This window comes from Paenibacillus arenosi (assembly GCF_014841135.1).
Classification (GTDB): domain Bacteria; phylum Bacillota; class Bacilli; order Paenibacillales; family Paenibacillaceae; genus Paenibacillus_B; species Paenibacillus_B arenosi.
Window position 1 is genome coordinate 81910 of record NZ_JACYTN010000007.1, and the last position, 13184, is coordinate 95093.

Here is a 13184-nt window from a genome sequence, read left to right on the forward strand (position 1 = left end):
CTAATTCGTGTTTATGTTGGATGAAATTTTAGAAAACAAGCATAAGGAAGTAGCAGAGAAAATTCGGATCAAGCCATTGCAAGAAATACAAGCCAAGCTAGCAGGGGCCCGCAGCCCGAGACCATTCTATGAGGCTCTTAATCGGCCGGGAATATCGCTAATCGCGGAAGTGAAAGAGAAGTCTCCTTCTAAAGGGACGTTCCGTGAAAATTATAATCCATTACAATTGGCTCGCATTTATTCTGAGCATGGTGCACGTGCGATATCGGTCTTAGCTGACAAAGAGTTTTTCGGCGGCGGTGCAGAGATTGTGGAGTTAATCGCGAATGATACACAGGTTCATATTCCTGTCATGTATAAGGAATTTATTATTGATCCGTATCAAATTTACGAAGCACGATCGGTGGGGGCAGATGCGGTGCTGATGATAGTCCGAGCCATTGATCCTAGCCAATTGAAAGAAATGATAGGCCTGACTCATGAACTTGGCATGCAGGCGTTAGTAGAATGCTTTACAGAAGAAGAGACCCAGCGGGCTGTTGAAGCAGGCGCGGCTATTATCGGCATTAACAATCGGGATTTGCAATCCTTTGACGTTGATTTGAAGCGCTCTGAACGTATTCGTTCTGGATTGCCAGCTGCAACGCTGACAGTCAGTGAAAGTGGGTTGTCGACCCCGAACGATGCGAGAAAAGCGGAGCAATTGGGTTTCGATGCGATGTTAGTCGGAGAAGCACTGCTTAAAGCGCCGGATATCGTGAGTCAAGTTCGTCAATTTGCAAGTGTTGCAAATGAAGTGAAAACGAATCAATAAATGAGAATGTTGACCGTAAGAGCAAAGGAGGAGGTTAAAGAAGATGAATGGATTTTTCGGGCAATTCGGCGGCGCGTTCGTCGCGGAAACGTTAATTCGTAATTTAGAAGAATTGGAGCTTGAATACGAGAGAGTTAAGGAGGATGCTTCGTTTCGAAACGAAGTGGCTGCAATATTAAAGCATTTTGTGGGTAGACCAACACCGCTTACCCCACTGCATCGGATCCCCTCCAAATTGGGTGGGGCCAAGCTCTATCTCAAGCGGGAGGATTTGACGCATACAGGAGCCCATAAGATCAATAATGCACTGGCACAAGCTTTGTTAGCTAAGAAAATAGGCAAGCAGCGAATAGTTGCCGAAACAGGAGCAGGTCAGCACGGGGTGGCTGTTGCAACCGTTTGTAGTTTGCTTGGCATCGAGTGCGTCGTGTATATGGGTGCTGTAGATGCTGCACGTCAAGCGCCAAATGTACAGCGTATGAAATTGCTTGGTGCAGATTTGCGACTCGTTCACGCTGGGCAGCAAACGTTGAAAGATGCGATCGGTGAAGCCATTCGCGATTGGATTACGAATGTACATGATACACATTATTTATTAGGTTCGGCCGTTGGTCCTCACCCCTTTCCGAAAATCGTTGCTGATTTTCAATCCATTATTGGTCAGGAAGCAAGAGAACAAATATTTGAAGCCGAAGGCCGTCTACCTGACTATGTAGTTGCTTGTGTAGGAGGTGGCAGCAATGCAATCGGCATCTTTAACGGGTTTATCGACGATCCAGAAGTGAAGCTGATTGGTGTACAGGCTGCGGGTGAAGGAATTGAGAGCAATAAACATGCCGCCCCACTCGTGAAAGGTTCGCTTGGCATCGTTCAAGGAAGCTTTACTTATATGCTGCAAGATGCATACGGTCAAATACTTGAAACACACAGCATAGCTCCGGGGTTGGATTATCCAGGTGTTGGTCCACAGCATAGCTACTTGAAAGATAGCGGACGTGTGGAATATACGTCGATTAATGATCGTGAAGCACTTAAAGCATTTGAATATTTATGCCGTACAGAAGGAATATTGCCTGCACTGGAATCGTCTCATGCGGTTGCCTATGCTTTGAAGCTGGCGCCAACTCTTTCGGAAGAAAAGATTGTGCTCGTTAACTTGTCTGGACGTGGAGATAAGGATATGAATCAGGCAATTGAAGGGTTGGAGCGATTAGAACAACTGGAACTGGAAGGGGTGACGGTATGAGTCGTATCGAAAAGACGTTTGCCCAACTGCGCGAAAAGGAAGAAGGCGCCTTAATTATTTATATTCCGGTTGGCTATCCGAACTTAGACATTTCAGAGTCGTTAATTCGTGCAATTGCGGAATCTGGGGCAGATATTATCGAGTTGGGCGTTCCTTATGCAGACCCGTTAGCAGACGGTCCCACTATTCAGGAAGCTTGTTTGCAGGCGGTCAATCATGGTACCAACTTGGACATTTGTCTAGAGACGGTTAGCAAGCTGCGGGCGTCAGGCATAGACACTCCGATTGTATTTATGGGCTACTGCAACTCTTTCCTTGCTTATGGTCTAGAGAGGTTGGCAGTTCAAGCAGTAGAAGCAGGTGTTGACGGCTTCATTATCCCAGACTTGCCTTCTACGATGGCACAGCCTTGGGTACAGAAGTTTGAGCCGCATGGGCTTGACTTAATTTTTTTCCTTGCACCTACAACGAGTGAAGAGCGCGCTGCTGCTGTTGTGAAGCAGGGAAGTGGATTTTTGTACTGTATTTCGGTTACTGGTGTCACAGGAGTGAGGCAGTCACTACCTGATGAACTGCCTGGCTTTATTCATCAAATTAGACAGCAGTCAACGCTGCCACTAGCAGTTGGCTTCGGTATTTCCAATGCACAGCATGTGAAGGAAGTGAGCAGCTATGCAGATGGAGCGATTGTAGGAAGTGCGCTTATTCAGGTCATTAAACAAGCTTCACCGGAGACGGTAGAGCAGGATGTACGAGCCTTTGTATATCAATTGAAAAGTGCGACAAGACGAGTTGCCGTGGAGCGAGTGTAGGTGTATATGAAGCCTCGTATAGAGTTTATTCTATTCAACTGCGATACTCGATAACTTCATGAGAGGCTGGTTGTTATAGTTACGTTGCTAGGAGGTGTTAATTATCGTTAGGGTGAAAATTTGCGGGTTAACCACGACAGAAGCTGCGCTAGCCGCTGTCGATGCAGGTGCCGATACGATAGGCTTTGTATTTACGAGCAGCAAGCGAGAAGTGACACCGGAGCAAGCGAGACGGATCATACAATTGCTGCCGCCTTATGTGACAACGACAGGGGTCTTCGTTAATGAAGAACTTCATATCGTCAATGATATTGCAGCGTACTGTCACTTGGATCTCGTGCAACTGCATGGACAAGAATCTCCACAATACTGTGAGCAGGTGATACGACCTGTCGTCAAAACCATTTCCGTTCGAGATGAGGACGATTTAGTTCAAATAGATGCGTATACGCATGAGAATAACGTGCGAGCCATTTTGCTGGATACGCATGTTGATGGTGCAACTGGCGGGACAGGTCAGCCATTCCCGTGGAAATTCGCTGTTGGGGTAAGTGAACGGCGGACGATTATTTTAGCAGGCGGTTTGCATGTGGGTAATGTAGCGAGAGCTATAGAGCAAGTTCGACCGTTTGCTGTTGATGTGAGCAGTGGTGTGGAAACAGCAGGAGTGAAAGATCGTAATAAAATGCGAAAATTCGTGCAAGAGGTGCATTCTGCTAGTTTAGAAGCACATCTTGTGAGCGATTGATGAGGAGCTGTATCCATGAAAAAATCGTTGATTTTTGGATTTGGAAGAGCTGGCCGCGGCTTGCATTTGCATTGTTTGCGCAAGCTTCATACCGATCAACGGCATACAGGCCTTTTTGATACAAAAGTTGGCGTCGTTGATCCCTACGCGAGTCATATCCATGAGCCTTCCCTTGCTTTTTTTCGAAATGTAAAGGATGTAGCGGGCTTCGCGCCAGAAGACACGGTCGTTCATATATGTACATCGCCAGAACTGCATGCAGAGACACTGCGGCAAGCGGCAGAGTATGGATATAAAAATTTTATGGTCGAGAAGCCGCTAGCTTCCACTTTGGCCGAGTTGGAGCTAATACAGCAATTAGAAAGGCAGTATGGATTGGACGTCCTTGTTGTGGCGAACTGGCTGTCTAGTTCTTTGACGGCGCAGATTCGAGACATTGTTCGTTCCAATCGATACGGGTCGCTTACGCTTATTGTGGCAGAGCAGGACAAAGCCCGATTGACTCGTACTTTGTCCAACATGAGTCATGACAGTGCGTTAGATGTAGAAATTCCACATCTGGCTGCATTGGCTCTTAGTCTCGGTGGCGCGCAAGCGGATGTGGTGCAAGCTTCTGTTACAGATATGCATGTGGAGGGCGCGGTCATACCGAATCTCGGGACAGCTCACATTTCACTGCTGCATGCAGGAGGGTTAACTTCTCGCCTCAATTCCAACCTTGCCTCACCAATCCGCAAGCGAACGATTCGTCTCTATTTTGCCAACCATCAAGTCGTGGGGTATTTTCCTTGTGCACAGGATGACAGCTACTCTTGGCTGCAAATCTACGATAAAGATGGGGTACTTATCGAACAGCAAGTGATGTACGATGATCCGCTATCGGCGATGTTTGTGGAGTATTATCGATATTTTGATGGACTGTGCGCTAAGCCAGAAAGTGACTTGGCCTTTAACGCGCGAGTCGTTGCTACGTTATGTGAGGCCAAGATGAAATGTGGTCTTATGCTGTCTAAAGCAGAACAGGAATTATATGCTGGTGCAGGTGTGCACTATGAAACTGTAAAAACGGGGTGAACGATATGGCAATTTCATTTTTCTCTGGTGCGGCTTCATTTAGACGCCAATGGCCATTAATCGAAGAAGAGCTAGATAAGATTTTTGAATCAGGACAGTTTACGAACGGACCAACTGTGAAAAAGTTTGAACAGATGATGGAAGCTTATACAGGAGCGAAACATTGTATAGCGGTCGGCAATGCGACAGATGCGCTTATTATTATGCTGAAGGCGGCTGGGATCGGACCTGGTGATGAAGTGATCGTACCATGCTTTACGTTCTTTGCTTCTGCCTCAAGTGTTGGGCATGTAGGGGCTACGCCTGTATTTGTCGATATTGATCCCGTTACGTACAGCATCTCAGTCGAGGATATTGAGCGTAAAATTACCGAGCGTACAAAGGCGATTATGCCCGTGCATCTATTTACGCAGTTGGCTGATATGAAGGAGATTCAGCGTATTGCGGACAAGCATGGATTGTTAGTATTGGAAGATAGCGCCGAGGCGATTGGTATGTTTCATGATAGTGTGCATGCTGGTTTAATTGGTCAGGCGGGTGTTATCTCCTTTTTTCCGACTAAAACACTTGGAGCAATCGGTGATGCAGGTCTTATTGTTACGAATGATGATTTGCTTGCTCATCGGGTACGGAGATTGCGTATTCATGGTCAGGATGAAGGAGTTCCTTATGTTTATCATGAAGTTGGGTACAACAGTCGGATGGATGATATTCAGGCAGCTGTACTATTATCGCGGTTGCCTTTTTTATCACAGGAGATTGCCAAGCGTGCGCATTTAGCAGCGCTATATAATAACTATCTTGCGGCGAATCCATATGTTCAGACGCCATCCATTAGAGAGAGGCAAGATACAACGAATCCTGTCTACTATGTGTATGTAATCGAATGTGATCGCCGTAATGAACTTGTGCAATATTTGACGGATAACGGAATTGGTACAGAGGTGTATTACCCGTTAACGTTGCATACGCAGCCTTGCTTTGCATCCCTCGGCTATGAGGAAGGAAGCATGCCTCATGCGGAGCTGGCTTGTACGAGAACGGTTGGGTTGCCGCTCTATCCTGACTTAACGGAGGAAGGCGTTGCAGCGGTTAGTGAGGCTATTAACAAATTTTACGAAGGAGGGGTGTAAGGATGAGCGTTCCTTTTTTCAATTATGGTGCTAGATATGCCGAAGATCGTGACGTAATCAAAGATATCGTGTTTCAGGTAGGTCTCTCCGATAATTTTATTTTGAAGGAGGGAGTGGCTGACTTCGAGCAAGCGATTCGTGCGTATACAGGGGCGAAGCATGCAATAGCCGTGTCAAATGGAACGACAGCTTTGATTGTTATATTGCGAGCACTAGGAGTTGGTCCAGGTGTAGATGTGCTCACGCCTGCATTCTCCTTTATTTCAACAGCTAGTACGATTAGTTTGCTGCAAGCTCGTCCTGTATTTGTCGATGTTGATCCTGTGACAGGCATGATGGACCCTGCTGATCTGGAAGCAAAGATTACACCGAATAGTCGTGTCGTTATTCCGACTCATCTGTTCTCCGTTATGGCCAATATGCCTGCGATCAGAGATATTGCACATAAGCATCAACTGCATGTGCTGGAGGATAGTGCTGTCGCGTTAGGAGCTAGTATGAACGGTACGAAAGCTGGTTTGCTAGGTGACAGCGGATTGTATTCGTTCTTTCCAGCTAAGCCGCTTGGCGGGATAGGCGATGGGGGAATTATCGTAACCAATGATGATGAATTGGGACAACGCTGCCGTATGCTGCGTAACCATGGGCAGGATGGGATTACTCGATTCCTCCATCATCATCTCGGCTACAATCATCGCATGGATGAAGTAGTAGCACGTTATTTGCAGCATAAGCTCCTGCGGTTTGATCAGTTAATAGAGCGCCGTGCTCAAATTGCTGCTCGTTATAATGAAGCATTCGCAAGCTTAGCACCAGACATCCACATCGTAACCGACGATCATTATGACCGTGTGTACTACACGTATGTGCTGCAAAGCGAGCGTCGTGATGAATTGCGGCAGTTCTTGCATGCGCGGGGCATTGAGACCCAAATTTATTACCCGCATGCGCTGCCGCTGCAACCAGCCTTTGCGTATTTAGGGCATAAGGAAGGTGACTTCCCGCATGCCGAAGCGTTGACCAAGAAGTCGCTTGCTTTGCCGCTGTATGCTGAAATGCCTGATGAACATATTGATTTCGTCATAGAGGCGGTTCTTGCCCATGCCCGTCAGGTAGCCGTTCATGTCTAAAGCATATGGCGGTGAAAGGGATGAGCAGGGTATCGTTTTGCCAGGACTAAGTGTTGAAAAACGTATCGTGTTGTCGGGATTAAGCGATGAAGCGGGTACTTCGCTTCGTGAACAAATACAAGCCCATGAAGAACTGGGCTGGCGTGAGCTAGAAATTCGTACGGTCAATGGAAGTTCGCTTGCCGATATCGAAGAAGTAGACTTCCAAGCGATCCAGCGTGATATTGAGGCGGCTCATATGCAGGTGACCGTTGTCTCCTCACGTATCGCCAATTGGGAGCGTCCCATCACGGCACCCTTCGAATGGGATGCAGAGGAGTTGAACCGGCTGGCAGCTAGAGTGCCAGCACTTGGTACGAAATATATCCGGATTATGTCTTATCCGAATGATGGCTTGCCTGAATCGGTCTGGAGGGGAAACGTTATCGAACGTATCCGCCGCTTGACCGAAATAGCAGCGGATGCTGGTCTCATTCTGCTTCATGAGAATTGTGCAGGATGGGCAGGAGCTTCGGCAGATCACGCGTTGGATTTGGTGCAAACCATTGATTCCCCTCATCTGCGTCTTCTCTTTGATACAGGCAACGGTATTGCCTATCGCTATGATACCCATGAATATTTGAAAAAGGTGCTTCCTTATGTATCCCATGTTCACATTAAGGATGGCATCTGGGAAAATGAGCAGGCTGTTTATGCTTTGCCAGGAGAAGGGCAATCTCGTGTAAGGGAGTCGATTCGATTACTGCTTGAACATCATTATTCGGGAATCTTCGCTATTGAACCGCATTTGCATCTTATTCCACATTTGAAACAGCAGAGCACAGCAGACGGAGGGAGCTTGAAGCAATCGTATATTGCCTACGGCCGTTGCTTAGAAAGCCTGTTGGATGAACTCCAAGAAATAGAAACGCAATCAGGGGGTGTATTTGTATAGTGGACACCACTTGTACATCTCGAACAACTCCATTATTCACATCCGATTATGAAGCTCTTCTACTTGAACTACTTGCCTATGACACCGTTTCGCCTATGGAAACGGGGCAACCGTCCTTAATAGCTGAGGCGCAGCAGCGATATGCTTCGTTTGCTCTAACACGAATAGGTGCTCATATCGTTATACACGAGCCGCCCCATCCAGCTTTATTAGAAGGGGAGGAAGTTCCTTTATCTGTGAAGGAGCGGGCGTCACGCATGGGCGGTGTATTTTGGTCGTCTCAGCCGAATTTTGTGCTTCGCATCGGACCGCAGCGTCCGCCAGCGCAGACGCTGGTCTTCAACTTTCATATGGATACGGTCGATGGCTCATTCCCTGTTACGTATGATGGGGAAACGTTTGTTGGGCGTGGTGCGGTAGATATGAAAGGCCCTGGTGTGGCGCTTTTGGCTGGCATTGAGGCCGCTCTGCGGGACAAGCCAGATCTAACCGATTCGTACACAATCATCATCCAATGTGTATCGGGTGAAGAAGGCGGAGCGATGGGCGTATATGGAACGAAGGTGCTTGTTGACCAAGGATGGTACGGCCGCTTGAATGTATTTGCCGAGCCATCGAACGGTGTCTATTTTGACAAGTCGACGACTTCGATGACAGCAAGGATCGTTGTTGAGGGGAAAGACGCAACCGATGATGCACCTCATAGTGGGCATAATGCTACATTACTGCTTGGCTTTATCGCTCAGCAATTGTTCGCGAATCTATCGGTGCCGATTACAGAAGCAGGAGGAAAAATGTGTTTGGCAGGTCTTCATACTGGACAGATGCATAACAAAGTGTATGGAAGCGGACAACTGCTTATGAACTTTGCTTATTTGTCTACGGAAGCAGGTCAGCAGTTTCGACTATGGATCGAAGACGCATTTGCTGATGCAGTGCACCGATTCTCGGACACATTCAGTACGATTGCTGGCTCTGCCTTAACAGCAAAAGATAGAGAGCAAATATGTCGCTTGGAATGGGTGAAGCAGGGCTTGCCCGTGCTCAATAACCGAGATGAGTCGCTGGAGCGTTTCTTAGGGGCACTAGGCTTGGAGCGAAGTCCGGATGATCATTTGCATGAAACCTTTACCTGCGATGCAATGTGGGCACAGCGTGAAGAGAGCTATACCATCGTTTATGGCCCTGGAAGTCTGGAGAAAAATTTGGCCCATGCAGATGGTGAATGGATAACAAGACAACAGTTAGAGGAGTATGCGAACTCTATTCGTCACTTGCTCCTATCGTATGTAACGATCGTTCAAGACCAATCTGTAAAGGAGACGATTGCATGACAGGAACACAGCTTACGCAGCAGCAAGCAGAAGTGGTTTATGTTCAATCTGAGCCCTTGCATCAATTTGTAACTCAAGTGTTTCAAGCTTGCGGGGTATCGGAAAGCTACAGCCGGACGGCGGCAGATGTATTGTGCTATGCGGATGAGAAAGGCTTTGACACACATGGTATTACGAATTTGGATCGCATTTATGTAGCTCGGCTGCAGGATGGTCGTATTCATCCGCAGGCAGAATTTGCGATTGAAACAGAAACGCTGGGAACAGCTACGCTGGATGCGAAACAGGGTTTGGGGCTTGTGGCAGGAGCGCGGGCGATGGAGCTAGCGATCGAGAAAGCGCGCGCGACGGGCATTGGCTGTGTTGTCGTACGCAATTCCTCCCACTTTGGCAGTGCTGGTTATTATACAGCTCAGGCGCTTGATGCGGGTATGATTGGCATCGCGATGACGAATCTCGGTTCGCAGACGGTTGCTCGCCCTTTGAATGGAACGGTCAATATGTTAGGGACGAATCCAATTGCCGTAAGCGCGCCAGCTCAGCAATTGCCTCCATTTGTGCTTGATATGAGTACAACTGTTGTGGCAACAGGTAAGATTCGGGCTGCGAAGCTTCGCGGTGAATCGATTCCAGAAGGCTGGCTTATTGACGAAGTAGGCAATTCCGTAACAGACCCGCAAGCTTACGAAGATGGTACGGGGCATTTGCAGATGCTCGGTGGTTCGCTTGCGACAGGCGGGGCGAAAGGCTATGGTCTTGCCCTTGTCGTTGATATTTTATGCGGCATTTTATCGGGTTCACAGGTAGGGCCTAGCCCGCAGCTGTTGGAGAAGAATGGTGCCTCTTATGCTAAGGAAGATCAAAATATCGGTCACTTTTTCTTAGCCATTCAAGTAGAGGCGTTTCGACCGCTTCTCGAATTCGGCACGCATATGGATAGTATGTTGCAAACGCTGTTGGACTGCCCAACTCCATCCCCAGAGAAGAAAGTTGTATATCCAGGTTACTTGGAAGCGCAAAGAAGCAGTTCCCCAATAGGAATTCCATTGGATGCACATGTGTATGAGCAGCTATTGGACTTGGCAAATAAGCTTAATATTGCAGCCCCAGAGCGCGAAACAATCATACCTAACGTTTGAGGTAATAGAGGAGGATATAAGATGCAGCTTAACATAGGCATGATCGGAATGGGCGTTATTTCAAAATACTATGTAGATGCACTGTCGAATCGTTTGACGAACCCCGTCCTGACAGCTGTGTGCGATTTGAACCAGAGCAGACTTGAGCCGTTTCGTGAACAAGGGATTAGCAGTTATCTGGATTATAAGGAGCTGCTGAAGCGGGATGACATTCATGCAGTAGTTATTAATGTGCCGAACGATAAGCACTTTGAAATATGCAAGCAGGCGCTTCTAGCAGGTAAGCACGTCTGCTGTGAGAAGCCGATGACGCTCAAGTTGGATGAAGCAAGACAGCTCGTAGAACTTTCGCGTGCGGCGAAGTTGACGATGTTTACTGCTTTTCATAGGCGTTACAACGTGCATTTCGAGAAAGCGCTGGAGCGGTTGACGTCTTTGGAGGACGTGTCCTTTGTAACCGCCAGCTATTTGGAGAAAATTGAAGAACATGCGGGAGATGATCAGTGGTATTTGCAGCCAGAACGGTGCGGTGGCGGATGCGTGGCTGATAATGGTCCGAATGTTTATGACACCTTAGCATTTTTCCTTGGTCATATGAAAGTAAAATCCGTCGATATAACAAGGGATGAGCGTAATATTGATATGGAGGCGCGTGTGGAGTTGGTGACGGAAGAAGGCATTCCTGTCACGGTTGACTTAGATTGGGCTTATCCGAATGGAGAGCAAAAGGATGTGCGCATCGTTTTTAAAAATGGTGGCGAGATTTATATCGATATGTTAGAAGGCTTCCATGAGTTCAAATCTTCGTTATTCCATGAGTATGAGGCGATTATAGTGGACTTCGTTGCGAAAATAGAAGAGGGCAATTGCCATGGTGAAGACGGCTATGATGCGGTTCGTCTTGTCCATGAGACTTATGAGGCAGAGGCGCTGCGCGTATGACCCATACGCTTAGTGACCGTACAGCAGTAGTTATTAAGCGCACAGTTACCGGATCGTTTGTTAAGCTGCTGTTCCATAAGCAGGAGCAGCGAGGAATGCAATTGATTGAGCATGAGACACGCTGCATGCAAGAGCATGAAATTCATGAAATTGTGACCACCGATCATCATGAAGCGAGAAGTGGTGATCGCATTGATAGAGTAGGGTTTCTCGGATTTGCAGAGCTTCACTGTGGAGGTATAGTGGAGCGTGGCGACCAAGTATGGATTAATGGTGAGCGGATCGGAGAAGTGTTGGGCTTCGATGAGTGCCACTATCCGAACCACTACAATATTATAATTGCGGTCGAAAAGCCAGTTACAGCAACAGAACTTTCATTAACAGTAGAGTCGCAAATTTCTTTCGTAGGACGCACATTCAAGTAAACAGAAAACAAACATATGGAGCTATGGAGGTGGCTTATGACGCTGGAGAAGAAATTGCTTGCTAAGCAAGCGCGAGTCGGAATTATTGGGATGGGATATGTCGGTCTGCCATTGGCTGTCGCATTTGCACAAGAAGGTTATAAAGTAACAGGCGTCGATCTTAGCGCGGAAAAAGTAGGGATGCTCAATGAGGGGCGTTCTTATATATCTGATGTTGAGGATCGCGATATTTGCAATGTTCTGCTCAGCGGCCACTTCATGGCAACAACCGATTTCTCGGTCATACAGCAGTTTGATGCCTTGTGCATTTGCGTGCCTACTCCGTTAAGCAAGCAGCAGGAGCCCAATCTTACGTATATCGAATCCGTTGTTGCCCAATTGAGTGTGTATTTGCAAAAGGATACCTTGGTCGTATTAGAAAGTACAACGTATCCGGGGACGACAGATGAACGAATTGCCGATGTACTTGCAGAAGAAGGGATGTTTGCCGGAAAAGACTATTATTTGTGCTATTCGCCTGAACGTGTTGATCCGGGCAATCAGACGTATTCGATCCGTAATACCCCTAAAGTTGTCGGAGGGACTACGCCAACATGCTTGAAGCTGGGAGAGTTATTGTACAGCTCCATTTGCGAACGTGTTGTGCCTGTATCGACAACGAAAGCGGCAGAGATGTCCAAGCTGCTGGAAAATACGTTCCGCAGCGTGAATATTGCCTTTATTAACGAAGTTGCGCTCATGTGCGATACACTAGGCATCAATGTATGGGAAGTCATTCAAGCTGCCTCTACAAAGCCATTCGGCTTTATGCCGTTCTATCCGGGGCCAGGCATAGGTGGACACTGCATACCGCTTGATCCGATGTATTTGTCTTGGAAGGCCAAAGGGGAGAACTTCTTCAGCCGCTTTATCGAGCTGTCGCAGGATTTGAATCGCAATATGCCAAGGTACATTATCCAAAAGGTTGTTGAAGTGTTAAACGTGCAGCGTAAAAGCATTAACGGTTCTCGTATCCTTCTTCTCGGTATGGCTTATAAGCCTAACGTTAATGATTTGCGTGAATCGCCAAGTTTGGAGATCTATGAATTGTTGAAGGAAAAAGGCGCAGTGTTGACGGTTAATGATCCGGTGTGCGATTCGATGTCCGATAAGCATGGCAACAAGGTAGAAATCGAGCGAACGGTAAATGAAGCGGAGCTTAGCAAATATGACTGCATCGTCTTCTTGACGTCTCATGCTGTATACAACGTGCAAGCAATCGCAGATTCTGGTGCTGCTATTTTGGACACGCGTAACGCATTTGCAGGCTTGAAATCACCGAATGTACTGCGAATTGGCGATGAGTTGACACTTGAGCAAGATCGTTTGCTTGTAGCGCTGTAACTTCATTTGGATCATTGACTAATATGGATATTAATGGTACTATCCTCTCGCGACCATAGACGATTCGACA

At 47.3% G+C, this 13184-nt stretch carries 13 protein-coding genes; all 13 read left to right on the forward strand.

All coding sequences use genetic code 11. From position 1 onward, the window contains the following. Positions 1-13: 13 nt before the first annotated feature. Positions 14-814, forward strand: coding sequence for an indole-3-glycerol phosphate synthase TrpC (gene trpC, locus IFO66_RS11760; protein WP_225445706.1), 801 nt, complete (start codon positions 14-16; stop codon positions 812-814). A gap of 43 nt (positions 815-857) precedes the next feature. Then, positions 858-2060: a tryptophan synthase subunit beta gene (trpB, locus tag IFO66_RS11765; RefSeq protein WP_192025334.1), complete on the forward strand. Its 1203-nt coding sequence runs from the start codon at positions 858-860 to the stop codon at positions 2058-2060. After that, positions 2057-2872 (forward strand): tryptophan synthase subunit alpha, encoded by an 816-nt coding sequence (trpA, locus tag IFO66_RS11770; protein ID WP_192025335.1) that lies wholly within the window; start codon positions 2057-2059, stop codon positions 2870-2872. Before trpB ends, trpA begins: the two co-directional genes overlap by 4 nt. 112 nt (positions 2873-2984) lie before the next feature. Further along, positions 2985-3620 (forward strand): phosphoribosylanthranilate isomerase, encoded by a 636-nt coding sequence (locus tag IFO66_RS11775; protein WP_337912937.1) that lies wholly within the window; start codon positions 2985-2987, stop codon positions 3618-3620. A 15-nt stretch (positions 3621-3635) separates the two neighbouring features. Then, positions 3636-4694 (forward strand): Gfo/Idh/MocA family protein, encoded by a 1059-nt coding sequence (locus IFO66_RS11780; protein WP_192025336.1) that lies wholly within the window; start codon positions 3636-3638, stop codon positions 4692-4694. Positions 4695-4699: 5 nt separating this feature from the next. Further along, on the forward strand, positions 4700-5827 hold the full coding sequence (locus IFO66_RS11785) for a DegT/DnrJ/EryC1/StrS family aminotransferase (protein WP_192025337.1): 1128 nt from the start codon (positions 4700-4702) through the stop codon (positions 5825-5827). Between the two features lie 2 nt (positions 5828-5829). Continuing rightward, positions 5830-6957: a DegT/DnrJ/EryC1/StrS family aminotransferase gene (locus IFO66_RS11790; protein ID WP_192025338.1), complete on the forward strand. Its 1128-nt coding sequence runs from the start codon at positions 5830-5832 to the stop codon at positions 6955-6957. Beyond that, positions 6950-7891, forward strand: coding sequence for a sugar phosphate isomerase/epimerase family protein (locus IFO66_RS11795; RefSeq protein ID WP_192025339.1), 942 nt, complete (start codon positions 6950-6952; stop codon positions 7889-7891). Before IFO66_RS11790 ends, IFO66_RS11795 begins: the two co-directional genes overlap by 8 nt. Beyond that, positions 7891-9225 (forward strand): M20/M25/M40 family metallo-hydrolase, encoded by a 1335-nt coding sequence (locus IFO66_RS11800; protein ID WP_192025340.1) that lies wholly within the window; start codon positions 7891-7893, stop codon positions 9223-9225. Before IFO66_RS11795 ends, IFO66_RS11800 begins: the two co-directional genes overlap by 1 nt. Beyond that, positions 9222-10364: an Ldh family oxidoreductase gene (locus IFO66_RS11805; protein ID WP_192025341.1), complete on the forward strand. Its 1143-nt coding sequence runs from the start codon at positions 9222-9224 to the stop codon at positions 10362-10364. The genes IFO66_RS11800 and IFO66_RS11805 overlap by 4 nt, the downstream gene beginning before the upstream one ends. A 21-nt stretch (positions 10365-10385) precedes the next feature. Next, positions 10386-11306, forward strand: a complete 921-nt coding sequence (locus tag IFO66_RS11810; RefSeq protein ID WP_192025342.1) for a Gfo/Idh/MocA family protein — start codon at positions 10386-10388, stop codon at positions 11304-11306. Further along, positions 11303-11731 (forward strand): DUF6917 domain-containing protein, encoded by a 429-nt coding sequence (locus IFO66_RS11815; RefSeq protein ID WP_192025343.1) that lies wholly within the window; start codon positions 11303-11305, stop codon positions 11729-11731. The genes IFO66_RS11810 and IFO66_RS11815 overlap by 4 nt, the downstream gene beginning before the upstream one ends. A gap of 36 nt (positions 11732-11767) precedes the next feature. Continuing rightward, positions 11768-13114, forward strand: coding sequence for a nucleotide sugar dehydrogenase (locus IFO66_RS11820; RefSeq protein ID WP_192025344.1), 1347 nt, complete (start codon positions 11768-11770; stop codon positions 13112-13114). Positions 13115-13184: the final 70 nt, after the last annotated feature.